The sequence below is a fragment of the Vibrio profundum genome (genome assembly GCF_050337555.1).
Classification (GTDB): domain Bacteria; phylum Pseudomonadota; class Gammaproteobacteria; order Enterobacterales; family Vibrionaceae; genus Vibrio; species Vibrio profundum.
This window is the reverse complement of record NZ_JAKJTA010000003.1, coordinates 20,960-45,460: the sequence shown is the minus strand read 5'-3', so window position 1 is coordinate 45,460 and position 24,501 is coordinate 20,960. Positions and strand designations below refer to the sequence as shown.

Below are 24,501 nucleotides of genomic sequence, written 5' to 3'. Positions count from 1 at the left end.
CAAAAAGCCTGCATCAGAGCAGGCTTTTTCAGATATCAAGAACGCTAGAAATAGCGCAACTTAATTAGCTAGTTAAATCATCAAAAAACTTTTTCACGCCATTGAAGAAGCCTTCAGATTTAGGCTTATGCTTGTTGGCTGCATCGCCACCACAAGATTCTTCAAATTCACGCAGTAACTCTTTCTGACGCGAGCTCAGTTTCACTGGAGTCTCAAGCACAAGTTTGACAATCAGATCACCAACACCGCCACCACGAACACCTTTCACGCCTTTACCGCGCATACGGAACATACGACCCGTTTGCGTTTCTTCTGGCACTTTCAGGCTGACACGACCATCAAGAGTCGGTACTTCGACTTCACCACCTAATGCTGCCATTGAAAAGCTCACAGGCACTTCGCAGTATAGGTTGTTGCCGTCACGCTCAAAGATATTATGGTCTTTCACGTGTACTTGTACGTATAGGTCACCCGCTGGAGCGCCCATTTCTCCGGCTTCACCTTCACCAGAAAGACGAATGCGATCACCAGTGTCAACACCGGCAGGGATCTTCACGCTAAGCGTTTTAGTCTTCTGCTTGCGACCTTTACCGTGGCATGAGTTACAAGGATCTTTGATGACCTTGCCATTACCGTGACAGGTTGGACAAGTTTGCTGAACGGCAAAAAAGCCCTGACGCATTTGCACTTGGCCATGACCATGACAAGTACCACAGGTTTCTGGAGACGAGCCTTTTTTCGCACCGCTACCATGACAAGTGTCACAGTGAACTAACGTTGGAACTTCAACTTCTTTCGATACACCACGAACTGCTTCTTCTAAAGACAGCTCCATGTTGTAACGTAGGTCGGAGCCACGCTGTGCACGGCTTTGACCACCGCCACCACGACGACCACCGCCAAAGATATCACCAAATACATCACCGAAGATGTCGCCGAAATCAGCACCAGCACCGCCGCCACCGAAACCGCCACCACCGCCCATGCCGCCTTGTTCAAAGGCTGCGTGACCGTATTGGTCGTAAGCGGCTTTCTTCTGAGGATCGAGTAAGATCTCGTACGCTTCTTTTACTTCTTTAAATTTTTCTGTTGCGGAATCATCGCCCTGATTGCGGTCTGGGTGATATTTCATCGCTAAGCGCTTATACGCTTTTTTGATATCGCGTTCAGATGCGTCGCGACCGACACTTAATACTTCGTAAAAATCACGTTTTGACATGTTATTCGTTACCAGTCCTGTACTACCAGCGATTCACTATCGCTTGGTGATTATATCGTTCTAACTAAGGGCACCAAGTCCAATGACTGGCCTTACACTAATACCTTTAGTTAGAAGGATATGGATGTAATAAAGCGTAATTTACCTCGCCACTACTGGCAAAAAAACACACTTCTTATTACAAACATACGGGCGTTAGAGTTACCTCAAACGCCCGTTTTTAAGCTTGTTCTAGAGAGTTATATACGACTCTCTAGGTTAACAACTTACTTCTTGTCGTTAACTTCTTCGAACTCAGCATCAACAACGTCGTCTTCTTTCGCTTGTTGTTGCCCAGCATCTTCGCCTTGAGCTTGTTCAGCTTGAGCTTTCTGCTGTGCAATTTCCATTAGCTTTTTAGACGCTTCCATTAGAGCTTGAACTTTCGCTTCGATGGCTTCTTTGTCGTCGCCTTTCTTCGCTTCTTCTAGCTCTTTAATTGCTGCTTCAATCTTCTCTTTCTCGTCAGCTGGAAGAGCATCACCTGCTTCTTCGATTTGCTTTTGAGTGCCGTGAATCATTTGGTCAGCTTGGTTACGCGCTGTTGCTACTTCTTCGAACTTCTTATCAGCTTCTTTGTTCGCTTCCGCTTCTTGTACCATTTTCTCGATGTCGTCATCGCTTAGGCCACTAGAAGCTTGGATAGTGATTTTCTGCTCTTTACCCGTCTGCTTATCTTTCGCAGAAACGTGTAGGATACCGTCCGCATCAAGGTCGAATGTTACTTCGATTTGAGGCATACCGCGTGGTGCAGCTTGAATGCCTTCTAGGTTAAATTGACCTAGAGACTTGTTGTAAGTCGCTTGCTTACGCTCACCTTGAAGTACGTGGATAGTTACCGCGTTTTGGTTATCTTCAGCAGTAGAGAACACTTGGTTCGCTTTTGTTGGGATAGTTGTGTTTTTCTCAACAAGCTTCGTCATCACGCCGCCCATTGTCTCGATACCTAGAGACAGTGGAGTCACGTCTAGTAGAAGAACGTCTTTCACGTCACCTGCTAGTACACCACCTTGAACCGCTGCACCCACTGCAACTGCTTCATCTGGGTTCACGTCACGGCGAGCTTCTTTACCAAAGAACTCAGCAACTTTTGCTTGAACCATTGGCATACGAGTCTGACCACCGACAAGGATAACGTCATCTACGTCGCCTACAGAAAGGTCCGCATCCGCAAGAGCTACTTTCATTGGCTCAAGAGAACGTTGAACTAGGTCTTCAACTAGAGATTCTAGTTTCGCACGCGTTACTTTAACGTTCATGTGCTTAGGACCCGTCGCATCCGCTGTTACGTATGGTAGGTTTACGTCAGTTTGCTGTGCAGAAGAAAGCTCAATTTTCGCTTTTTCAGCTGCTTCTTTCACACGTTGCATTGCAAGTGGATCGTTCTTAAGATCGATACCTTGCTCTGATTTGAATTCGCCTACCAAGTAGTTGATTAGACGGTTATCGAAATCTTCACCACCAAGGTGAGTATCACCGTTAGTTGCTAGAACTTCGAATGTTTTCTCGCCTTCAACTTCATCGATTTCGATGATTGAAATATCAAAAGTACCACCACCAAGATCGTATACTGCGATAGTGCGATCGCCGCCTTTCTTGTCTAGGCCGTATGCTAGTGCAGCAGCAGTAGGTTCGTTGATGATACGTTTAACTTCTAGACCAGCAATACGGCCAGCATCTTTCGTTGCCTGACGCTGAGCATCGTTGAAGTAAGCAGGAACTGTGATAACAGCGCCGCTAACTTCTTCACCTAGGAAGTCTTCAGCAGTTTTCTTCATTTTCTTCAAGACTTCTGCAGAAACTTGAGGAGCCGCCATTTTTTGGCCTTGCGCTTCAACCCAAGCATCACCGTTATCAGCTGCTACGATTTTGTAAGGCATGATTTCGATGTCACGCTGTACTTCTTCGTCTTCAAAGCGACGACCGATAAGACGCTTAATTGCAAATAGCGTGTTAGTTGGGTTAGTTACCGCTTGACGTTTTGCAGGTTGACCTACTAGCGTTTCGCCATCTGTATATGCAATAACAGATGCAGTTGTACGCTCGCCTTCTGCGTTTTCAATTACGCGTGGCTTGTCACCGTCTAAAACAGCAACACAAGAGTTAGTAGTACCTAAGTCAATACCAATGATTCTACCCATCAGGCTATCTCCGAATATATTCTATATGTTATTTTGCTCTATCCCTTATATTGGGATGCTGAGTGGGCTTTCAACCCTAGCTCATAAACAAAATGAATTTGTTTGCAACTTGTATGCACCTTAGATAAGGGCAGCAAATCACATTTCAAGGGCAAAATTTAAAAAACTTCACACTTTCTTTCTGCTCTAACGATGTTTTCTTTGCCTCACAGCTCTTTTACCAAGACATCAATAAATTTTTTAGCAAGACATCAATAAAAAAGAGAGGCACAAGTGCCTCCCTTTAAAACTCGTTAACGCCAATATGGTTACTTAGCAACCATGACCATTGCAGGACGAACAACACGACCATTCAGCTCGTAACCTTTTTGCATCACGAACATAACAGTGTTGGATTCGTGATCAGGGCTTTCCTGAATAGACATTGCTTGGTGGAATTCTGGATTGAATACTTCACCCTCTGGGTTGATTTCTTTCAAGCCAAACTTCGCCGTCACATCTACGAACGTTTTATGAGTTAGCTCAACACCTTCTACGATTGCCTTCACAGCTTCGTTTTCAGTATCTGCCGCTTGAATCGCACGCTCTAAGTTATCAATAACTGGCAATAGATCTTCTGCGAATTTTTTCAAAGCGTATTTACGCGCTTTGTCAATTTCTTGCTCAGTACGACGACGCATGTTTTCAACTTCGGCTTTAGCACGCAGTACAGAATCTTTTTGATCTTGTACTTTTGCTTCGCTTGCAAGCAGCGCAGCTTCTAGTTGAACAATTTTCGCTTCTTGCTCATCCACTGGTGCGTCTTCGTTCCATTCGATATCTGCGTCGGAGCCAATCACTTCTGCTTCTTGTTCAACTGCTTGATCAAGTTGTGCTTCTTGTGCGTGTAGCTCTTCTTCTTTCACTTTATTTTCTTCGTGGCTCATGATAATGATAATTCCTGAGTTTAACTTAATGGGTATCGCATGCCAGATCTGCTCATTGGCAGGATACACAAAAATTCGCGTATTAGGCTAACTTGCCATTATTATGGGGATGAAGACTCCCGAATCAAGCCTATTTTCGTTTGGAAGAAATATGAAAACACCATTTGAAGTGATCGCCATCATTGGTAAACCCAGAGATCAACAAGCTATTCAAACTCACAAAGAGCTATTTTTATGGTTATCTTCAGAGGGTTACCAAGTTCTCATCGACGAAAGACTGGCCGATACTTTAAACGATATCCCCGCAGAACATTTTGCCACATTAGTTGATATTGGTCAGCAAGCAAACCTCGCCATTGTGGTGGGGGGCGATGGAAACATGCTCGGTGCTGCGCGTGTTCTATCCCGTTTTGACATTTCCGTTATCGGGGTAAATCGTGGCAACTTAGGTTTTTTGACTGATCTCAACCCAGAAGATTTCAAAGCTGCGCTTAAAGAAGTACTAGCCGGGCACTACATCGAAGAGCAGCGCTTTTTACTTGAAGCTGAAATCCACCGCCACGGTCAAGTCAAAAGTCACAACGCCGCCTTGAATGAAGCCGTCTTGCACCCTGGGCAAGTCGCGCACATGATTGAGTTTGAAGTGTACATTGAAGGCAGCTTTGCCTTCTCACAGCGCTCTGACGGGCTAATTATCGCCACACCGACAGGCTCAACTGCCTATTCTCTATCAGGTGGTGGCCCGATTTTATCGCCTAGCTTAAATGCCATTTCCTTGGTGCCTATGTTCCCACATACGCTATCAAGCCGCCCACTGGTTGTCGACGGACAGAAAACCATCAAACTTATTGTATCGCCAACCAATAAAGGCACGTTAGAAATAAAATGTGATGGCCAAATATCACTGCCCGTCTCCCCAGGTGACGAGATCCATATTTATCAAAGTCCGGATAAATTGCGTTTAATTCACCCGAAAGATTACAGTTACTACCACGTCCTTAGAAATAAACTCGGCTGGTCGAGCAAACTGTTCTAGAACAGCGAAGTAAAGATCCTCAGCCCAAGAAACCTCCCACCAAATGAGGCCAATCTATTGGCCTCTCGCACTCGTTCTTATCGAATTGACCCTGTTTTTTATGCATGTAACTTTACTGTACGAACAAACAGTATATACTGAGCATTCATACAGTCTTGTTTATATACACAGGTAAGTCGCATGTTGGTTCATTTAAATGTTAATAATTTTGCCATTGTAAAATCTTTACAACTTGAACTTTTCAAAGGAATGACCACCATAACGGGGGAAACAGGCGCGGGTAAATCCATCGCTATTGACGCTCTAAGCCTATGCCTAGGCGGGCGATCCGATCCCAATGTGGTGCGCCAAGGGGAAGACAAAACCGAAGTCAGCGCGACCTTCATGGTTAAGCACAACCCCAATGCAACCCACTGGCTAGAAGAGCATGAATTACTTGATGGCCATGAGTGTATTTTACGCCGAGTGATCACCAAAGAAGGCCGCTCACGCGCGTTCATCAACGGCAGCCCAGTGCCACTTACGCAGTTAAAATCACTCGGTCAATTGCTGATCAATATCCACGGCCAACATGCTCATCATCAATTGCTCAAATGCGATTATCAAATGACTATGCTCGATCAATACGCCGGGCATCACTCTCTACTCAGTACCACTCGCCAGTGCTATCAAAATTGGCGCGATGCGGATAACCATCTCGCGAAACTAAGAGAAAACAGTCAAAAAAATATCGCGCAAAAACAACTGTTGGAATACCAAATTAAAGAACTCGATGAACTAGCTGTTGGTGAAGAAGAATTCACCGAATTAGAAGCTGAGCACAAACGGCTGGCCAACAGTGGCGATCTAGCCAGCCATTGTCAGCAAGCAATCGAGCTTTTGTATGAAGGTGAGGCGGTCAATGCACTCGGAATCTTGCAATCGGCCAGCCACTATCTAGTGCAACTTGCCGAGCTCGACCCACAATTAGCGACTCTCCCTAGCATGCTAGACGAAGCGATGATTCACATAGAAGAAACCAACAACGAACTTCGTCACTACGCCGAAAACATTGATATCAATCCAGAACGAATGGTTTTCGTTGAAGAACGCTTTTCCAAAATCATGTCAATGGCTCGCAAGCACCATGTCACGCCAGAAGAGTTGTACCAGCACCATCAAAACCTCACCGCCGAAATTGAGTCACTCGATTGTTCCGATGAAAAACTGGAGCAATTGGCCGCCGATGTCGAACACAAGTATCAAGAGTTTTTAGTTCAATCAGCTAAACTGCATAGATCTCGCTGCCGCTACGCTAAAGAACTCAATAAGCTGATTACTGAAAGCATGCACGAGCTCAGCATGGAAAAAGCGCAATTTTGCATTGAAGTGTGTGACACCAACAATTGCCCTTCTCCGCTTGGCACCGATCATGTTGAATTCCTTGTCTCGGCTAACCCAGGCCAACCGATGCAACCTATCGCCAAAGTAGCCTCTGGTGGCGAACTGTCACGGATATCACTCGCCATACAAGTTATTACGGCACAAAAAGTGGATACACCAAGTTTAATTTTCGATGAAGTGGATGTCGGTATCAGTGGCCCAACCGCCGCAGTCGTTGGCCAAATGCTGCGCAAACTAGGTAAATCGACTCAAGTCATGTGTGTGACTCACTTGCCACAAGTTGCTGGCTGTGGTCATCAACAGCTGTTCGTTGCGAAGCACAGCAGTGAAGGCAAAACCGAAACCCAAATGCGTTTACTTGATGAGCAACAGCGAATTTCAGAACTAGCCCGATTGCTTGGAGGCAGTCAGATCACAGCATCAACGCTAGCCAATGCCAAAGAGCTATTGGTGGCAGCTTAGCTTTATCGCATAACAACGACATAGCACGGCAACGAAAAATTCTACAATAGATAACCACAGCGCGGCGCAATCCCCCACCTTTTGCGTCGCGCTGCTCTTTTCTAGCAGCAAGATAATTATTCCCCCCCCATGCAACCAATTCGCCAATTTGGCGTCTAATCGCATTTAGCTGCATTTAAAAGATACTCAAGCTTCCTAAGGATGCTTACATATATAACAGCGCTAGGCAGTTTGGCTATACATTGACGGCGAGCTTGTTTATTATCAGCCCAGTTTCACGGATTATAGAAAGAACTTCAGTATGCAATTTAAAAAGTGGCTCATCGCAGTACCACTGTCAGTCTCACTGCTCTCAGGCTGCTCAGTATTAGAAAAATTTGTTTATCGAATTGACATCAATCAAGGCAACTATGTGCAACAGAAAGAAGTCAATCAGCTTAAACTCGGTATGACCAAGGATCAGGTGCGCTACGTGATGGGTTCACCTATGCTAGTTGAAGATGGATACCCAAATATTTGGTACTACATATTCCGCCGCACCGAAGGACACAACGCACCAGTTCAAAAAGATTTGATCGTTCATTTCGATAACGCAGGTAAACTTGTGAAAATGACCGGAAATTACTCACCGGGGAAAAACTTTGATCAAGTCGTACAGGCTCAATAGGTACAGACGCGACACCATTTACGCACTGCACCTTTAAAGCTCATGTATTAAAGTCCACGCATAAAAAACTCGTGCTCTTGTTTCTCAAGATGCACGAGTTTTTTATGCGTGTTACTTTTCGTCTATTTTTTTCCAGCAGTCGCTTTAGCCTGCTCTGCACGCTTGCGACGAATGTCTTTTGGATCAGCGAGCAAGGGGCGATAGATTTCAATGCGGTCTTTATCGTTCACTGTGGTATCGAGCTTAACGTTGCGGCTAAACACACCGACTTTATTGCTCGCCAAATCAATTTGAGGATACAAGGCCAAAACACCTGATTGCTCGATGATTTCTTGCACTGTCATCGATTTGTCAACGACCAGAGTAAAAACGCGTTGCTCGTCAGGAAGCGCGTAGACCACCTCGACGTGAATCATCTGCGACTCAATACTCATAGCACTCATAAACCTGCTTGGCGCGCTGGGTAAAAGCACTAACCATGTTGGAAGTCAGCTCATTGAAGACCTTACCGAAAGCCATTTCCACTAATTTACTGGCGAATTCAAACTCAAGTTTAAGCTCAACTTTACAAGCCATGTCATCGAGCGGCGTAAAGTACCACCCCCCCGTTAAGGCTTTAAATGGACCATCAACCAAACTCATCAATACCGCCGCGCCAGGAACCAAGTCATTACGTGTGGTAAACGTTTTACTGATGCCCGCTTTCGATACATCGACCGATGCCACCATTTTTTCTGACGAGCTTTCCAGCACGCGCGATCCAGAGCAGCCTGGTAAAAAATGAGGGTACTGTTCGACATCATTAATCAAATCGTACATCTGCTCGGCACTGAAAGAAACCAATGCAGAGCGGGTGACTTGCTTCATAGTTGCAACCTATTCGTGGTACTAAATTCCCTATATTGTACTTTTAACGCGCTTTTTGCTCAAGATCGCCTTTTCTCATCCAGTAACAATTACCAATTTACGCAAAGTTGTTGAATAATTGCAGCTTGAATCCACAAAAGCATTTCCTCAGCGAAATCCTCACCGTATAATGCAGGGATTATGGCAAAGACAAAATCGAAATCAAAAGCGGGTAGTAATACTATCGCGCTAAATAAGAAAGCTCGCCACGAGTATTTCATTGACGATGAAATGGAAGCTGGCATGGAGCTGCAAGGCTGGGAAGTAAAATCTCTACGTCAGGGCAAAGCCAACATCGCTGAAAGTTACGTATTTATGCGTGATGGCGAAGCCTTTGTCAGTGGCATGACGATCACTCCTCTTAATCAAGCGTCCACCCATGTGGTGGCTAACCCAACCCGCGTGCGCAAGCTGTTGCTTTCTCGCCGCGAGTTAGACAACCTATTTGGCCGCATCAACCGTGAAGGCATGACACTCGCTGCGCTATCGCTATACTGGTCTCGCTCTTGGGTGAAAATTAAAATCGGTGTGGCGAAAGGTAAGAAACTGCACGACAAACGTGACGACGCTAAAGATCGCGACTGGGAACGTCAAAAAGCCCGCGTGATGAAAAGCGGATTGCGTTAATATTAACCAGTTAAACCTAAAAATACTGCATAGTTATAGACAGTTAAGTAAAACCTGTTACTATGCAGACTCTACCTTGGGGCTGATTCAGGATTCGACGGGAATTTTGCAGTCTGAGGTGCATGCCGAGGTGCGGTAGGCCTCGTTAATAAACCGCAAAAAAATAGTCGCAAACGACGAAAACTACGCACTAGCAGCTTAATAACCTGCTCAGAGCTCTCTCGCCCTAGCTTCCGCCAGTAAGACGGGGAATAACGAGAGATCAAACCCAAACAGGCTAGCGTGGCTTCTCCCACCTGAGAGGAAAAGCGCGAATTACAATTCAGGTTAGTCATTTACTAGCGTGTCGGTTCGCAGGTACTTGGTGAATTTAAAGATCGACTAAGCATGTAGTACCAAAGATGAATGATTTTCGGACGCGGGTTCAACTCCCGCCAGCTCCACCAATTCAACATTTAAAGACGTCCTAGGGCGTCTTTTTTTGTATCTGCAATCCAGTAAAATCAATAACTTAGCGTCCTGTGGCGTTTTTTACTGTCCAATGGCTTCTTTGATTTTTAGGTACACCAAATTGATACACTACTATTAGTGTATCAATTTGGTGTACCAATTATGGCAAGAACAACGACTAGATTAACGGACAAAGAAATCAAAGCGGCAAAGCCAAAAGAAAAAGAGTATGCGCTTTCTGATGGTGATGGACTTCGTCTAAGGGTAAAAACCAATGGCTCTAAGTTATGGTTACTCAACTACACTCATCCGACAAAAAAACGTCGTACTAATCTAAGTTTAGGCAAGTACCCTGACCTATCTCTTGCCAATGCTCGTAAGAGTGTACTTGAAGCTAAAGAATTACTTGTACAAGGCATCGACCCTCAAGAAGAAAAAAAACGCCACCAGCTAAAGAAGAAGGCAATCCATGAGCACACATTTATCAATGTAACAACCAATTGGTTTGAGATTAAAAAGGATGATGTCACGCCTGACTATGCCGTCGATATCTGGCGCTCTCTTGAACTTCATATCTTCCCGAGCTTATCTAATACGCCCGTGAAAGATATTACCGCTCCACAGATCATCCAGTTATTAAAACCGATCGAGGCGAAAGGAAGTCTAGAAACCGTAAAACGTCTAGCGCAGCGTCTTAACGAGGTAATGAACTTTGCCACTAACTGCGGCTTGATTCAGGCTAACCCGCTAACTGGAATCAAAGCTGCTTTCAAGAAACCCAAAAAAGAGAATATGGCAGCTCTAGCTCCTGCCGAGTTACCAGAGCTAATAGGAGCAATTGCTAACGCCAGTATTAAAAGGACAACCCGCTGCTTAATCGAGTGGCAGCTCCATACCATGACACGACCAAGTGAGGCCTCTGGTGCTCGCTGGGAAGAGATTGACTGGAATGAGCAAGTATGGACCATCCCTGCTGAACGAATGAAAAAACGTAGAGAGCACCGCATTCCGCTCACAGAGCAAATGCTTGAGGTTCTCGAAGTGATAAAACCAATCAGCGGACATAGAGAATTTGTGTTCCCTTCAGATCGCGATCCTAAAAAGCCATGTAATAGTCAGACCGCTAATATGGCACTCAAGCGCATGGGGTTCGCAGGAAGGCTAGTTAGCCACGGTCTTCGCTCTTTGGCTAGTACAACGCTCAATGAGCAAGGTTTTGAGGCTGATTTGATAGAAGCTGCTTTAGCCCACGTTGATGATAATCAAGTACGTAGTGCCTACAACCGTACAGACTTCCTTGAACGCCGTCGACCGATGATGTGCTGGTGGAGCGGCCATATAGAAGAAGCTGCAAAAGGCAGCCTCTCCGTGACTGGAACTAAACAGTTGAAAGTGATTTAGCAAGATAGCAGCCACACACAGCTAGTGGCTGCTATCACAAATGGTCTGATATGCATTCGTGAAGGTATTTTTGGAAACAATCGTTACAGGCTGCCAGCACTAAAAGCCCAGAGTGGATGAGAAAATGGGTACGCTTTGATTTGCACAATACAAGACCTACCCCCTCTGCTCTCTTGGATTGAAGGTCGCTACAATATGATCCCTTCCAACATGCACCTTTATATTTCCCTAACCCAAAACCTTACGAAGAAAATTAACCTTTTTTTGCATATAAATGCTCAAGCGCATCAGATTGCGGGTACTTTTTAGATAGTGAGTAAATCACAACGTAAAGTTGATTATATGCTTTTTTATCGACAGAATACGTAAAGGACAACCATCCATTAACAAAACTGTATTCAGTGCTGCGACCAACAAAAATACGGTGTAGTGCTGAACGTAACTCTCTGTACTTTTTCTGACCTATACCTACACTGTTTCCAGATAGCACTAAGCCTGTAACTTTTTTTTGTCGTTTAGTACCACATATCTTGGTTTTGGTCTTGTTAACCTTTAAACCTTCATCGTGTACGATAGTACCGATAAAAGCCTTTGCTTTTTCAATTTTTACAGCGGTGTTCGCTGACAAGGTAATATCATCAGCATACCTTGTATAAGTTATTCCTTTAGGTCCAGCATAGCCATGAATCCTAGCATCGAGTCTCGAGCAGGTCAGGTTAGCTAACTTAGGCGATGATGGAGCACCTTGGGGAAGATTGTCATAGTAGGTACACAAGTTAGTCAGTAATTTACACATTTCCTTGTTGTAACCAATCGATCTAAACACACCATATACTTTATATGACCCAATAGATGGAAAGAAATTCTCTAAATCCATTGATAGTAAGTAACTCGCCCCTACGTGTGGCTGTGCATTATCGAGAATCGACTTACCTTTTTCGAATCCTTTTGAGTAAGGAGAGCAATTCAACTTGTCCAATATATTTCTTAGAATCCAAGATTGAACCGCTTTTAGCTCTCTACACGGTTGAGCTATCTCCCGAAAACCGCCACTTTTTTTAGGTTCTTTGTATGTTTTATATAATGAATTAGAAGAGATTGAGAGAGATCTGACAGTATTTGAACCTAATTTCATTGCATGAGCGAACTCATCTAAAGAGGTTAATGCGGGTAATCCTAGGTTTTTTAGGTGGTATATACTGCTGGAGGTCATTAGGCGAGATACCCTTACGTCTAAATTTACGAATTTCACTGTGCCGTTCAAGAAGCGAATGTCTTCTTGCTCGGCACAGTGAAATGCGATATTGAACTGGATTTAGTACAGGACAGCGAAACGCTATCCAGTGAACAAAAAGTACACTATGTGCTAAGGGTATCTGCCTTAACACATCCTAACACTATCTATAGAGGCATTTCTACGATTTTCTGCATTCAAAACCTCCAACCTAACTTTATCTAAAGCAGTGTTATTAAATGTATTTCTAACATAACTTGCCCCCTCAGGAGTCACATTATACCCATCAGATGTACGTGAAATAAAACGCTTCGCGGCAAGCCTACCCAACGATGATTTAATTGCAATCTCACAGAATTTTGAGTCTTCACCCGTTGCAAGAGCAATCAACTTTGTCAGTGTGAGAAAATTCGAGTCATCGATTAAGTAAATGCAAGGCAGTATAAAGTGCTCCACCTCTAAGATATTAGTGACATCCTTTTGTACTGGGTGAGCTTTTTTGATCTTAGAGATCTTTGAGTTTATGTTTCTGTACAATTTTTTCCCAAGAACATCATCATCTAAGTCTTTATAATTTATATGGAAAACAGCCCCAGTCTTAGACTCCTTAATCAACCGATAAGGCCCATAATTGATGAAGCTCTTGTTGCTTCTATAATTTTTGTCGGACAACACTATTAACTTTTGGGCTAATCGAGGGTTATTTGAGAAAGCTCCGATTTCAGCAAAAGAGCCCGGACTTTCAGGAAAGAGTACAATAGCGTCTACACAGTCAGCTAGAATGTTTTCAAGGTGTAGTAAACTGTGCTGCCCTGGCCCCGCCAACAAGTCATCAAAAATATCTTCAGGATAAAGTAACTCATACTTTGAATGCTCATTAAAGATACTTGCCATTTTATAGCGCCCATTATCCTCGCTATCAATTGCACCTCCACAAAGAAAGACAGTGGTTTTCTTTGCCGTCAATGGAACAAAAATGCTACCTTTGATCACTTTTACGATATCTTTTAGATGATTGTCATTAAAAGATTTTTTCATTTTGATATACCCTCAATCTTGAATAGTACAGTACATGAAAAAATGAAACGTGGTCAATCAGCTGCATTAATAAATGAGGGGGGGGGAGATGACCTTGCATGCTATTGTTCTCACTGGGTGAACGAACCAAGGTTATTAACTTTCGGTATACCCTGCTCAAAAAGCTGACAAATTTGCATCACCATTACCTCGACAAACTCATCAATGATGTTCATCATCCTCTAGGTCAATAACTTCGGTAGCAGCCTGCTTCTTAGCATTGAAAACATAAGCATGTAGGGGTCAAGTCTAGCATCGTGCATTAAAGGTTTGTAAACATGAAGAAAATATTGAAAGCTAGGACGAAAAAAAGAACGTATTCCGTTGCTTTTTGTCCTAAATGCGATAAAGAACACAACGTTTATACTGGTGGCAAAGGGAAAGAAGTTTGTCGTTGTGGAGCTACGTTTTATTGGGCTACGAGGCGGATAAATATTGATGAGTGGATAGAGGATAATTTTGCACTGACGAGTCTCATATTTGCTCTGATTGCTATCGCCACAGGCTGGCTAGCTTTTTAATTAACAAAGCCTCCATTACTACTCACAAAATAAGATGTTGGTGCAAGAGTCGAGAAAGAAGCAGCTAGAAGCTGTAAAACTAGCCACAGAAATACCACTAACAGCTGTTTTTTAATTACCGCCACCAGCTTAAACCATAAACGGATAAGGAGGGGGAAACGCTTCCGAACTTAAAGGGTGCCACACATGAAACTATTTCGTTACTTGAATGAACACATCGTAGGCTTCACTATCTGCACCACCACGATTGCCATCGTATTGGCGGTATACTTCAATCTGTTCTACTAAAATCGGCGTTAAAGAATTGTGCTAATTAGTGTTTTAGGGCGATAATCGTCGACGGATTCATGGCTGGTCATGCTTATTTGTTTGGCGACGATTATCAGATCATAGATGAGGCACTTTTTATACCTAAAATAATGAGCTAGAGCTTAAGATCTTGTTTATCAGTTTTCCCTAGCTACAATATTTATTCCAATGTCTTTTTACTGTCGCAATCCCTAAGCCTAATACCTCTGCTACTTTAGACTGAGACAATCCCTCAGCTTTCTTTGCTTGAACTGAAATAGTAGTCGCGCGAGCCTCTGGCCTACCAAGCTTTTTACCCTCAGTTTTAGCTCGTTCGATACCCTCCTTTGTTCGCTCCCTAATCCGGTTACGTTCAAACTCGGCAAAGGCAGAGAACATTTGCAGCATCAACTTCCCTTCCGCACTGGATAAATCAGCGACGGGCAAATCTAAGCAGACCACTTTGATGCCTTTATTGGTGAGCAGGTTAATGGTGTTTTGCACATCGATATTATCTCGCCCAAGGCGATCGAGCTTTAAGACCACCAGCATATCGCCGTTTTCCATCTGGTGGTTAATGAGCATCTTAAACTTTTCTCGTTTAATCGCCTCGACAGAGCCTGACACGGTTTCACTGATTACTCGCGAGTCTGAGACTTCATAACCTTTCTGGCGAATAGCTATGATTTGATTCTCAGTGGTTTGCTCAGTTGTCGAAACTCGGCAATAGGAAAAAATACGCATTGATCACTCACTCTTATTATTGTGGCGTTGATTGGTATCAAGTATAGGGGTATCACATAGATTTTGTATCATAAATAAAATACCCTAACTTGATGATACCCACAAATTAAAACAAAAGCTGGTATCAATATATGACTATTTTTTGATACCTACCAAACAGTCAATGCTCATTACATATTTAACATCTTCGGCATTGTTTTCTGAATTAACTCTTCCATCTCAAATGTTATAAGATTCCGGTGCCACTAGTTTCTCCAATAACTCTGCTTGTCGATAGGTAGACACTATACTGAGAGTGAATAGACAGAAACTATACTGAGAGTGAAGATGTCAATGAAGGAGCATGGAAGGTATCAATTCAGTGTTCGTGATCAAGTGGTTTTCTTCACCGCATCAGGGTCATGGAACCTGCCGACTTGTCAATCTTTTAGCCGAGAACTGAAAAATACTGCACTGGACTTTAAGGGGAAGCCTTGGGCGATAGTAACCGATATGCGGGCATGGGAACTGGGCCCACCCGATATATTTGAGGAAGTGAACCTACTCATACCTTGGTTAGACTCCCATCATCTCAAGTTTGAAGCGCTTGTCGTTAGCAACAACGTCTACAAGGGGATCACGGCAAAATTGAGAGACGATATTCCCGCTGGAGAAGAAACAAACCCTCCCAAAAGAAACTACGAAACGCGCTTCTTTCTCGATCATGATGAAGCCGTGGATTGGTGCCAAAGACAGCTTACGTTATATATCCAAGCCTCAAGCAAAGAATGAAATATAACTCAATGAGAAATCAAAGGTGCGCTTAAATTCTCGATAACAAAGCGATGTGACCACGCATTGCCTAATGAGCGTTCGAGGCAAAATAGCGACCGTATTCGGCGTTACTCTGCCGCGGCGATTTTTTGGATCTCGGCAATAATTGCCATTAGGCCATTACTGCGAGATGGGCTGAGATGTTCGATAAGTCCCATTTGGGCGAAATAGTCTTTGATATCGAATAACTGGATAGCTTGGTTGGACTTACCTTGATAGGCGGCGAGCACCAGCGCAATTAAACCACGCACGATACGAGCGTCGGAGTCGGCTTGGATATGCCAAACACCATCAGCTAGCTCACACACCAGCCATACTTGGCTTTCGCAGCCTGACACCATCACCTGAGCACTTTTCTGCTCGTCGGCCATTTTAGGCAGCAGTTTGCCCCACTGCACCACTTGACGGTAGCGCTGCTCCCACGTCGTGAAAGTTTTCATGGTGGCGACTACTTGTTCGCTAGTGATCTCACTGCCAAAAGGAGAATGCTGTTTATCCGTCATGCTTGCCGCCGTACTATTAAGAGTATTTTTGGATCAATTTTTCAATGATGCGAGAGACAGCAACAAAGCCAAAAGTCGCAGTCACCATAGTCGCTGCGCCAAATCCACTCGCGCAATCCATTCGTTTTGGCCCTTCTGCGGACGATTTCACCCCACACACACTGCCATCGGCTTGTGGGTATTTGAGCTGTTCCGTTGAGAACACACACTCAATGCTAAACTTACGCTGCGGGTTCTTCGGGAAATTGTGGTGACGACGCAGCCTTTCCTTGAGCTTTTTGGCTAATGGATCTTGAATGGTTTTGGTGAGATCGGCGGTTTTGATTTGCGTTGGGTCAACCTGGCCGCCAGCGCCGCCCACAGTAATCACCTTAATTTTATTGCTACGGCAATACGCCAGTAACGCCGCTTTCGCTGTTAAGCTATCAATGGCATCCAGCACGTAGTCATAATCTTTGGTGAGGTATAAATGCTGATTCTCAGGGCCGATGAAATCATCAATCACATTCACTTTGCAATCTGGGTTAATCAACTTGACGCGCTCGGCCATTACTTCCGCTTTGCTCTCACCAACGGTGCCGCTCATCGCATGAATTTGACGGTTGATATTGGTGACACACACGTCATCCATATCAATCAAAGTCAATTCGCCAACGCCTGAACGCGCGAGCCCTTCCACCGCCCATGAGCCGACTCCACCAATGCCAATCACGCACACATGCGCCGCACGCAAAATGTCCACTTCACTGCGGCCATAAAGTCGGCGGGTGCCGCCAAAACGTTGCTCATAAGTGTCGGAGGCTGGAGAATCTAGTTCACGCATAAAATAAACCCAGAAAGTTCATAAAAAGAGAGTGCGTTTTATACGCACTCTGCCCACAAATGTCTATACCCAAATGCCTGTAGCCTAACAGCCAAAACTACTGCTCAAGGCCTGCCAACTACTGAGCCGGCTTTATCTCTGCCACCGCGCGAGCAGGTTGCGCCAAGGACGGAGCGTCTGCTAACTTCCACACTCGGCCATAATACTTGTAGTGACCCGCGGTGCTGCCCGCTCTTGGCCCTGCGCCATAATATAAGTCTAGGTGGCTATCTTTTACCGCACCGCCTGTATCGAGCACAATCAACAATCGCAACTGGTGCAGGCCGCTCCATGTGCCATCAGCGTTCACTAGCGGAACTTCCGCTAAAATCGGGGTGCCCATTGGGAAGATTTTTGCATCTCCAGCCACTGAGGCCATCGGCATCAAAGGAATACCTGCCGTGCCCGTTACTGGCGCGGCGGCGCGAGGAGTAAAGAAGACAAAAGAAGGGTTTTGTTCCAGCAGCGTTTTAACTTCCGCTTGATTGTGAGTCGCGACCCAATGCTTGATCGCTTTTAGAGACATGTCTTTACGCGCCACCTCCCCTTGTTCAATCAACACTTTTCCGATGCTGACATAAGCCTTATTGTTTTTACCGGCGTAAGCAAAATACTCGCGGCTGTCATCATCGACAAAGTGCACAAAACCACTGCCCTGCACTTCCATAATGAACGGGTCAATCATATTGGCGGCATAGCCAAGTTCTAACCCTTGCCCTTTTAGCGCTCCGTCATAAATTTGAGCGCGCGTTGGGCAATCATTCGAGCAATCAGGTTTAGCGTATACCGGATATTTAAATTTCTCATCGGGTTGATGGCTCAGTTCCATGATCGGTGAGAAGTAACCCGTGAACAACACATTGCCATGGTCGTCAGCGCCGCCAAGTTGGTCTAACTGAACACCAAATTGTTGCAGGGTATTGGGATCGCCACTTTGTTGTACCCATTCATTTAGACGCTGATAAAGGGCCTTATACTTATCGGATAAAGAGGGCGAACTCTCGGTCACTTGCTGAGCTTGGCGAGCGAATTTTGAATAATCTTGTGGGGAATTCGATTTGACGGCGGTCGTAGGAGTTAACACGCCATGAAATTCGCCATCCTGATACTGCTGACCTCGAGATGTCGGGTTCACGCAACCTGTTAAAAGCAGTGCTGTGCCCAGCAAACAAACCAGTTTTTTCATGTAGGGTCCTTTCGGGTAAAAATGTTTGGTTTCTCCAATGGCAAAAGTGCCGCAATACGAGAGAAACCAACACAAAGTTCAATAGACAAAAAAGTCATAATGAATAGATAAATAGACAAATAGATAGTTCAATAAATAAGACGTTCAATAAGCAAACCAATAAACAGATAACTCAGTGGTGATGTAATTTAACGGCTAAGCCGCTAGCGCGCTCTGTTTTGGTTTTCACCGCTTTTTTCAATACGCCAACATTGCTATATAGAGCAAAAGCTTGCTTGGCGCGGGTGACTCCGGTGTAAATCAACTCCCGTGAAAGCACTGGGTTGTGCTCTTTCGGCAACACCATCATCACCAAATTAAACTCACTGCCCTGAGATTTATGGATGGTCATGGCATAAGCTGTATCGTGATCAGGGACTCGGCTCGGCAAAATCGCCTTCACGCTTCCATCTGGCAACTCAAAAAAGACTTTCAGGCGCTCGCCATCAAAGATGCAGATGCCAGTATCGCCATTGTACAAGCCCAAATTATGGTCATTACGTGTCACCATCACAGGGCGGCCATGATACCACTGCTCATCATGGCCAAGCACTAAGCGGCGCTTGGCTAGAGCTCGCTCAATAGTAAGGTTTAGCCCTGCCACGCCAAATTCGCCTTCACGCACCGCACATAGCAGGCGACACTGACCAAACGTATCCAGCGCAGCTTTCGCCATGGTCGTGACGGTATCTGCATGACACTCTGCTAAGGGGATACATTGCAAATAGCGTTTATATTCTTCCGCTAATCGGCCCACCATCTGGTTAAGATTGGCGGAACTCAGAGCATACCGCTCAATATCAGCAAAGCTGTTGTGCCAAACTTTATCCATCTGCATCAAATCGCCAGAATTGATTGCTCTAGCCAGTTGACCAATCCCAGAACGGGCATCAAAGCGGTAACTTTTTTGCAGCACGCACAAGCTATCGGCCATGCTCGGTACAGAGGCTGAATTCGCTTCGACTGGATAACGAGTCAAGGTTTGCACAGTTTGCGCCTGAGCCTGACTGTAGCCATATTGATGAAACATGCACATATCCCCCAATACAGAACCCGCTTCTACGGAGGCCAGCTGATCTTTGTCGCCAAGTAAAATGAGCCGAGCTTGGGGCGGCAAGGCATCAATCAAACGATACATCATCGACAAATCCACCATAGAGGCTTCATCCACCACTAGTACGTCTAGATGCAGAGGGTTATGTTGGCCGTGGCGAAACTGATTACTATTGGGAATTGGGCCAAGCAAGCGATGGAGTGTGCTCGATTCGGTTGGAATGTGCTGTTTCAGCTCAGGGGCAATAGGTAGTTGCTCTACCGCTCGACCAATGGACTCGGTCAGACGGGCAGCCGCTTTCCCCGTCGGTGCCACCAGCTTAATTTTCGGGCTCACGCCTTGCTGCTGGGCATGGGTAATTAACGCGACCAATAATTTGGCCACCGTCGTCGTTTTTCCTGTCCCCGGCCCACCTGAAATCACTGCCAGCCTACGTGTCAGAGCAATCGCGGCGGCGACCTTCTGCCAGTTTAGACAAGCTTGAGCGGGCACCAACGTATCTAGCGGCTGCAAATCTTTGGCGTGCTTCGCCCCCTGCAACAGCGCATCTATCGCTTGCCAATCCAAAACACTTGGGTTCACCACATCAAGCTGATCACAAATTAATTGCTGACCAATCACTTGGCTGTCTTGCCCTAGCTTGCGAGCACTGCTCAATGCGCTGTGCAAAAACGCGTAATTGCGCGCAAACAGCTGGTCAAGTAACTGAGTTAAAGTTTGAATATCATGCGTTGTTAAGCTCACCGTCTGCGACAGCGCTGTAAACCTATCGGTTAGCACGGATTCATAGTGCCAGTAGCGCTGCATATAAAGGCGCGTGCCATCGAAAATCATTGGCATCGACTGATCGGCGCTGCCGACCAAGGCGGATGATTGTATTAAAGCGCGCCAATCTACCGCTCGCACCTGCTTAGATAAACCGCCAAGTTCAACATCCGTGAGTGGCAGCGCGACTTCCCAAGGCATTGTTGCCCCATTGCTATCAAACAACGGCAAGCAAATATTGCCTTTGCCCAATTCAATACTGAGCATCCCAGCCAATAAGGCCAGCTCATCTTGCTGAACACGCGCTTGCTGATAAATAAAGTGTGCAAACTGGTAATCAATTTGACGGATTTTTTCTTGCTCTGAGAGTTGCTGCAAGGTATTGAGAAATACGCCCATTACCAATCTAGCTCCATTTGTCCTGTGTCACGACTGTCGTCACCGTCTTGTGGCTGATTCACTTGCCCTTGCGCGAGAGCATCAAGCTGCTCAATCAAACGTTGGTCGGGTTTGTGATAAAAAATGCCGTGTTGGCTTTGTTCGTCTTGGTTCACGCCACGTAGAAAAATATAATACACACCGCCAAAGTGCTGCTGGTAATCGTAATCTGGAATTCGGCTGGCTAAAAATCGGTGCAAGGCCAAGCTATAAATTTGGTATTGCAAATCATATCTGTGATCCGCCATGGCCGCGGCTAACGCATCTGGGTGGTAGTCGCTGCTAGAGTCACCCAAGTGATTGGACTTCCAATCAAGCACGTAGTATCGACCTTGGTGCTCAAACACCAAGTCAATAAAGCCTTTGATCATTCCCTGCACGGTTTTAAAACCTAACTCGCCCGCCTGAGCTGAAAGTGGGTCGTAACGCTTCACCAAACGATTCACTTCACTCGCGTTCAGTAATGCAATCGGCAGCAAAAATTCCATTTCAACCAAACGACTTGGCGTAGGCACATCCGCTAACCGCAGGCCGTGCTCATCCAGAGGTGCCAATAACACATCATCAACCAGCTGAGTGAGCACCGGTTGCCACTCCGGCTCCAAATTTTCCAGCGCCAACAGCTTTGTCACTGTCGCTTGATTCTCATCGCTATTGGCGGGTTGGTTAAAATCCACTTGCTCGAACAAGGTATGTAAAAAGGTTCCCGGTCTTGCCCCGCGTGGAAAGTTGAATATCGACCTCTCCTCGGCGACGAGTGACTCTTCTTGAGCTGACTTTTCCTCGTACGCATCAAGATCGAGCCCACTCTCATCAAGCACAGGTTCAGATTGTTGCACCGGATGTGCGTGGCTGCTGAATTTGGCTAAATTAGAATAACTGGTCACGCGCCAGCTGCGCTCAATTGGCTGATTGAGCTCTTTGGCAAAAATCTTCTCGCGGCTGATGTCCAATGGAACGAACTTTTGCCCTTCCCACGTTAACGGTTCCTGCAAAGCTATCGTCTCCGCTTCGCTGATCAAACGATTGACCGCAATCAGTAGCGCTTCACTATCACCTTCCGCACCGTTTTGTAGCAAGTAACCCATCGCACTTAAATGTGCACTGCTGTTACCGTCTTTCTTTCTTCCTTGGGTAAGTGGGGCTAACCCAAGATAACAACCATACACGGCGCGTGTCAGGGCAACATAGAGAAGCCGCAAATCTTCGGCCAAACGCTCTTGCTCCGCCTTCTCTTTGGCTTGCGATTCTGCAGTTTTGTCAGTCCGGATATCTAATACTGTTGTCTGCTTTTCTGCATCATAATATTTGCCTTCTTTCGCCGATTTAAAATTGCAAGCGAACGGAACAAACACTAAGGGGTATTCCAACCCTTTTGACTTATGGATAGTAATGACTTGTACAAGATTGGCTTCTGACTCCAAGCGCTGATTATGCTCATCAGTATTTCCCGGTTCGTTGGCTCGCTCAATTTTTTGCGCCAGCCAACGTAGTAAACCATGGGCGCTGTCTATTTCTAAGCTTGCTTGTTGTAACAGTTCGGTCATGTGCATTAAATCCGTTAAACGGCGTTCACCATCGGGCGCATCGACCAACTGCTCCGCAATATGTCGCTTACTCATCACAGAACGCAGCATTGGCTGAACGCCGCGACTCATCCAGATATTACGGTATTCCTTAAACTCGACCACCGCAGACTCCCACGCATTTTCATCTACGTTGAGCTGATCTAAATGAGCTATCTCTAGGCCAAAGAGTGGACTTGCCAAGCAGGCGCGTAATTTACGGTCGTCTTCTGGCGACAATGCCGCTTGTAGCAACATCCATATATCGCTCGCCACCGCACTGCCAAACACACTGTCACGATTGGATAAATACACGCTGGCGATACCACGCTCAGAAAGCGCTTTGCGAATTGAACGGGCTTCTGTGCGATCTCGCACCAATACGGCAATATCTCCGGCCTGAATCGCATCTTGGCGAGTTTCGTTCTCTAAACTTTCCTTCGCGAAACTGTCCTTAGCAATACCGTCTTTAGCAAAATAGGCCTTGCCGTGTTGCGCGGCGCTCAGCAAGTGGTAAATCTGGTTTGCAGCAACTTCAGCAAGCTCTGGCAATGACTGCTTTTGAGTAACCAAAGACTCGCCATTACCTAACAACCAAAAGTTAAGCGCTGATTGCTGTGTTGGAATCTGACCGTCTTCTGCAAACCACCAGCTTCTTCGTTGCGCGCCGGGATATGACTGCACGGATAAAAATGGAATGTCATCATCATAAATAAAGGCGTTATCCGGCAAGGAAAACACTTGATTCACGGACTCCACCATACTCGCCGTCGAGCGCCAATTCGTACCCAGTGTGTAATGAGCCAAAACCTGCTTCTTTGCTTTAATGTAGGTAAAGATATCTGCGCCACGAAAGCCGTAGATCGCCTGTTTTGGATCACCTATCATAAATAGGCCACAGCTTGGCTCTGGCAAATAAATCCGGCCAAAAATGTTGTATTGCAGCGGGTCGGTATCTTGAAATTCGTCAATCATCGCGACTGGATATTGAACCCGGATTTTATCCACTAGAGAAGCAGATTCATCAGCATCAATCGCCGATGATAGCTGGGTTAACAAGTCATCAAAAGAGAGGACACTCAGTCTTTCCTTCTCCTCCTTTAAGCGTATTCGGCATTCCTTAATTACATGGGCAATTAACGCCGGCCGGAGATCAACGGGTTGGGCTAAAAAATCTTCAACCAAAGCAAATACTGGATGCTGAGGCGCATTGCCCGCTGTCGACGCTTCTATCAGTACCTGCTGAGAAAACTTCTCTAGTTTTGCATCAATCTTATAATCATGAGTCTCACTTAACGCCCATTCAGAGACACTCTTCAGCCAACTTGGTAAATAGCGGCTGCTGTATTTAGTTTTCTTGATTCCAGATTGACTGAATATCTCGGCAAAGTCGTCGCAGTGCTCTGCCCACGCTTGCTTTAGCGCAGCGATACGCGCCAAGTTCTCTTGATGTAAGGTATCCAAACCACCTTGCAGTGGCTCGGCTGTTAAAGTAATTTCTGCGCCGGATAAATACCGCCCGACTTCTTTGTAGAGCGTGCTGGGCGACGACCAATAACTGCGTACCGTCTGCGCTAATGACAATGAAAGCGGATAAAAATTACGGCGCCAATAGTCGGAGACGACTTGTAACTTAAGCGGGTCTTCATCACTAACAAATTCTTGCTGGAAGCTAGCACCAGACTCAAACGCATTTTGAGTCAGCATGCGCTTACAAAAGCCATGAATGGTGAACACGGCCGCTTCATCCATTTGCCGTTCGGCATTCAATAACAAACTCGCCGCTTGTTGGTGATCGGGGTAATCATCCAGTAGCGGTTGTAAGACGCCGTCGTCGGTTTGGCCGCGTAAAAACGCAATACGCGCTTGATGAATACGCGAGCGAATTCGGTCTTTTAGTTCTTCCGTGGCCGCTTCAGTAAACGTCACGACCAAGATTTGATCAACGGTCAGGATGCGCTCAAAACGACTCGCCTCATCGCCATGGCCAAGCAACAACCGCAAATACAAGCCTGTAATCGTGTAAGTTTTTCCCGTTCCTGCCGAGGCCTCAATCAGCCGCGCGCCATGCAAAGGAAAGCTCATTACGTCAAGAGTTTCGGCTGTGTTCGTCACTGTCATATCAAACCTTCATTATTCTTTTCTTTCTGTCATC

General features: G+C 45.6%; 20 protein-coding genes and 1 other RNA gene. 8 read left to right on the top strand and 13 right to left on the bottom strand.

Annotation, left to right across the window (positions count from 1 at the left end):
* Positions 1 to 64 precede the first annotated feature (64 nt).
* The 3 genes from dnaJ to grpE all read right to left on the bottom strand — a co-directional run bounded on the left by dnaJ (position 65) and on the right by grpE (position 4,325).
* Positions 65 to 1,219: a molecular chaperone DnaJ gene (dnaJ, locus tag L4C34_RS00285; RefSeq protein ID WP_428787343.1), complete on the bottom strand. Its 1,155-nt coding sequence runs from the start codon at positions 1,217 to 1,219 to the stop codon at positions 65 to 67.
* Between the two features lie 266 nt (positions 1,220 to 1,485).
* Positions 1,486 to 3,399: a molecular chaperone DnaK gene (dnaK, locus tag L4C34_RS00280; RefSeq protein ID WP_428787342.1), complete on the bottom strand. Its 1,914-nt coding sequence runs from the start codon at positions 3,397 to 3,399 to the stop codon at positions 1,486 to 1,488.
* 308 nt (positions 3,400 to 3,707) lie between these two features.
* Entirely contained in the window at positions 3,708 to 4,325 is a 618-nt protein-coding gene (gene grpE / locus L4C34_RS00275; RefSeq protein ID WP_428787341.1) for a nucleotide exchange factor GrpE, read from the bottom strand.
* Between the two features lie 151 nt (positions 4,326 to 4,476).
* Here grpE and nadK point away from each other — a divergent pair, with 151 nt between their 5' ends.
* From nadK to bamE, 3 genes are all read left to right on the top strand, one after another.
* Entirely contained in the window at positions 4,477 to 5,361 is an 885-nt protein-coding gene (nadK, locus tag L4C34_RS00270; RefSeq protein WP_428787340.1) for an NAD(+) kinase, read from the top strand.
* Between the two features lie 180 nt (positions 5,362 to 5,541).
* Entirely contained in the window at positions 5,542 to 7,206 is a 1,665-nt protein-coding gene (recN, locus tag L4C34_RS00265) for a DNA repair protein RecN (RefSeq protein WP_428787339.1), read from the top strand.
* A gap of 301 nt (positions 7,207 to 7,507) precedes the next feature.
* Positions 7,508 to 7,873: an outer membrane protein assembly factor BamE gene (gene bamE / locus L4C34_RS00260; RefSeq protein ID WP_428787338.1), complete on the top strand. Its 366-nt coding sequence runs from the start codon at positions 7,508 to 7,510 to the stop codon at positions 7,871 to 7,873.
* 122 nt (positions 7,874 to 7,995) lie between these two features.
* Here bamE and L4C34_RS00255 read toward each other — a convergent pair whose 3' ends face one another.
* Positions 7,996 to 8,307, bottom strand: coding sequence for an RnfH family protein (locus L4C34_RS00255; protein ID WP_428787337.1), 312 nt, complete (start codon positions 8,305 to 8,307; stop codon positions 7,996 to 7,998).
* Positions 8,297 to 8,740 carry an SRPBCC family protein gene (locus L4C34_RS00250; RefSeq protein WP_428787336.1) on the bottom strand — a complete coding sequence of 148 codons (444 nt, stop codon included), beginning with the start codon at positions 8,738 to 8,740 and terminating at the stop codon, positions 8,297 to 8,299. The genes L4C34_RS00255 and L4C34_RS00250 overlap by 11 nt, the downstream gene beginning before the upstream one ends.
* Positions 8,741 to 8,920: 180 nt before the next feature.
* On the opposite strand from L4C34_RS00250, the gene smpB reads away from it, so the two are divergent.
* The 3 genes from smpB to L4C34_RS00235 all read left to right on the top strand — a co-directional run bounded on the left by smpB (position 8,921) and on the right by L4C34_RS00235 (position 11,257).
* Positions 8,921 to 9,406, top strand: coding sequence for an SsrA-binding protein SmpB (smpB, locus tag L4C34_RS00245; RefSeq protein ID WP_428787335.1), 486 nt, complete (start codon positions 8,921 to 8,923; stop codon positions 9,404 to 9,406).
* A gap of 78 nt (positions 9,407 to 9,484) precedes the next feature.
* Positions 9,485 to 9,852, top strand: a transfer-messenger RNA (tmRNA) gene (ssrA, locus tag L4C34_RS00240).
* 166 nt (positions 9,853 to 10,018) lie between these two features.
* Positions 10,019 to 11,257 carry an integrase domain-containing protein gene (locus tag L4C34_RS00235; RefSeq protein WP_428787334.1) on the top strand — a complete coding sequence of 413 codons (1,239 nt, stop codon included), beginning with the start codon at positions 10,019 to 10,021 and terminating at the stop codon, positions 11,255 to 11,257.
* Between the two features lie 253 nt (positions 11,258 to 11,510).
* Here the strand turns inward: L4C34_RS00235 and L4C34_RS00230 are convergent, their stop codons facing one another.
* Both L4C34_RS00230 and L4C34_RS00225 read right to left on the bottom strand, forming a co-directional pair.
* Positions 11,511 to 12,470 carry a retron St85 family RNA-directed DNA polymerase gene (locus L4C34_RS00230; protein WP_428787333.1) on the bottom strand — a complete coding sequence of 320 codons (960 nt, stop codon included), beginning with the start codon at positions 12,468 to 12,470 and terminating at the stop codon, positions 11,511 to 11,513.
* A gap of 168 nt (positions 12,471 to 12,638) precedes the next feature.
* Positions 12,639 to 13,529: a retron St85 family effector protein gene (locus L4C34_RS00225; protein ID WP_428787332.1), complete on the bottom strand. Its 891-nt coding sequence runs from the start codon at positions 13,527 to 13,529 to the stop codon at positions 12,639 to 12,641.
* 317 nt (positions 13,530 to 13,846) lie between these two features.
* Between L4C34_RS00225 and L4C34_RS00220 the strand changes: the two genes are divergently transcribed.
* Positions 13,847 to 14,089 carry a hypothetical protein gene (locus L4C34_RS00220; RefSeq protein ID WP_428787331.1) on the top strand — a complete coding sequence of 81 codons (243 nt, stop codon included), beginning with the start codon at positions 13,847 to 13,849 and terminating at the stop codon, positions 14,087 to 14,089.
* A gap of 456 nt (positions 14,090 to 14,545) precedes the next feature.
* Here the strand turns inward: L4C34_RS00220 and L4C34_RS00215 are convergent, their stop codons facing one another.
* On the bottom strand, positions 14,546 to 15,121 hold the full coding sequence (locus L4C34_RS00215; RefSeq protein ID WP_428787330.1) for a recombinase family protein: 576 nt from the start codon (positions 15,119 to 15,121) through the stop codon (positions 14,546 to 14,548).
* A gap of 327 nt (positions 15,122 to 15,448) precedes the next feature.
* On the opposite strand from L4C34_RS00215, the gene L4C34_RS00210 reads away from it, so the two are divergent.
* Positions 15,449 to 15,892, top strand: coding sequence for a hypothetical protein (locus L4C34_RS00210; RefSeq protein ID WP_428787329.1), 444 nt, complete (start codon positions 15,449 to 15,451; stop codon positions 15,890 to 15,892).
* A 110-nt stretch (positions 15,893 to 16,002) separates the two neighbouring features.
* Here L4C34_RS00210 and L4C34_RS00205 read toward each other — a convergent pair whose 3' ends face one another.
* The 5 genes from L4C34_RS00205 to recB form a co-directional block, all read right to left on the bottom strand.
* Positions 16,003 to 16,437, bottom strand: a complete 435-nt coding sequence (locus tag L4C34_RS00205; RefSeq protein ID WP_428787328.1) for a SufE family protein — start codon at positions 16,435 to 16,437, stop codon at positions 16,003 to 16,005.
* A 16-nt stretch (positions 16,438 to 16,453) separates the two neighbouring features.
* Complete coding sequence (gene tcdA / locus L4C34_RS00200) at positions 16,454 to 17,260, bottom strand: tRNA cyclic N6-threonylcarbamoyladenosine(37) synthase TcdA (RefSeq protein WP_428787327.1); 807 nt, start codon at positions 17,258 to 17,260, stop codon at positions 16,454 to 16,456.
* A gap of 118 nt (positions 17,261 to 17,378) precedes the next feature.
* A complete protein-coding gene (gene mltA, locus L4C34_RS00195; protein WP_428787326.1) occupies positions 17,379 to 18,485 on the bottom strand; it encodes a murein transglycosylase A in 1,107 nt (368 codons plus the stop codon).
* Positions 18,486 to 18,657: 172 nt separating this feature from the next.
* Positions 18,658 to 20,742 (bottom strand): exodeoxyribonuclease V subunit alpha, encoded by a 2,085-nt coding sequence (gene recD / locus L4C34_RS00190; RefSeq protein WP_428787325.1) that lies wholly within the window; start codon positions 20,740 to 20,742, stop codon positions 18,658 to 18,660.
* Positions 20,742 to 24,467 carry an exodeoxyribonuclease V subunit beta gene (gene recB, locus L4C34_RS00185; protein ID WP_428787324.1) on the bottom strand — a complete coding sequence of 1,242 codons (3,726 nt, stop codon included), beginning with the start codon at positions 24,465 to 24,467 and terminating at the stop codon, positions 20,742 to 20,744. The genes recD and recB overlap by 1 nt, the downstream gene beginning before the upstream one ends.
* Positions 24,468 to 24,501 lie beyond the last annotated feature (34 nt).

Coding starts and splice junctions, on each gene's coding strand:
- dnaJ (WP_428787343.1), bottom strand. CDS start 1,219: ATGTCAAAACGTGATTTTTACGAAGTATTAAGTGTCGGTCGCGACGCA.
- dnaK (WP_428787342.1), bottom strand. CDS start 3,399: ATGGGTAGAATCATTGGTATTGACTTAGGTACTACTAACTCTTGTGTT.
- grpE (WP_428787341.1), bottom strand. CDS start 4,325: ATGAGCCACGAAGAAAATAAAGTGAAAGAAGAAGAGCTACACGCACAA.
- nadK (WP_428787340.1), top strand. CDS start 4,477: ATGAAAACACCATTTGAAGTGATCGCCATCATTGGTAAACCCAGAGAT.
- recN (WP_428787339.1), top strand. CDS start 5,542: ATGTTGGTTCATTTAAATGTTAATAATTTTGCCATTGTAAAATCTTTA.
- bamE (WP_428787338.1), top strand. CDS start 7,508: ATGCAATTTAAAAAGTGGCTCATCGCAGTACCACTGTCAGTCTCACTG.
- L4C34_RS00255 (WP_428787337.1), bottom strand. CDS start 8,307: ATGAGTATTGAGTCGCAGATGATTCACGTCGAGGTGGTCTACGCGCTT.
- L4C34_RS00250 (WP_428787336.1), bottom strand. CDS start 8,740: ATGAAGCAAGTCACCCGCTCTGCATTGGTTTCTTTCAGTGCCGAGCAG.
- smpB (WP_428787335.1), top strand. CDS start 8,921: ATGGCAAAGACAAAATCGAAATCAAAAGCGGGTAGTAATACTATCGCG.
- L4C34_RS00235 (WP_428787334.1), top strand. CDS start 10,019: ATGGCAAGAACAACGACTAGATTAACGGACAAAGAAATCAAAGCGGCA.
- L4C34_RS00230 (WP_428787333.1), bottom strand. CDS start 12,470: ATGACCTCCAGCAGTATATACCACCTAAAAAACCTAGGATTACCCGCA.
- L4C34_RS00225 (WP_428787332.1), bottom strand. CDS start 13,529: ATGAAAAAATCTTTTAATGACAATCATCTAAAAGATATCGTAAAAGTG.
- L4C34_RS00220 (WP_428787331.1), top strand. CDS start 13,847: ATGAAGAAAATATTGAAAGCTAGGACGAAAAAAAGAACGTATTCCGTT.
- L4C34_RS00215 (WP_428787330.1), bottom strand. CDS start 15,121: ATGCGTATTTTTTCCTATTGCCGAGTTTCGACAACTGAGCAAACCACT.
- L4C34_RS00210 (WP_428787329.1), top strand. CDS start 15,449: ATGTCAATGAAGGAGCATGGAAGGTATCAATTCAGTGTTCGTGATCAA.
- L4C34_RS00205 (WP_428787328.1), bottom strand. CDS start 16,437: ATGACGGATAAACAGCATTCTCCTTTTGGCAGTGAGATCACTAGCGAA.
- tcdA (WP_428787327.1), bottom strand. CDS start 17,260: ATGCGTGAACTAGATTCTCCAGCCTCCGACACTTATGAGCAACGTTTT.
- mltA (WP_428787326.1), bottom strand. CDS start 18,485: ATGAAAAAACTGGTTTGTTTGCTGGGCACAGCACTGCTTTTAACAGGT.
- recD (WP_428787325.1), bottom strand. CDS start 20,742: ATGGGCGTATTTCTCAATACCTTGCAGCAACTCTCAGAGCAAGAAAAA.
- recB (WP_428787324.1), bottom strand. CDS start 24,467: ATGACAGTGACGAACACAGCCGAAACTCTTGACGTAATGAGCTTTCCT.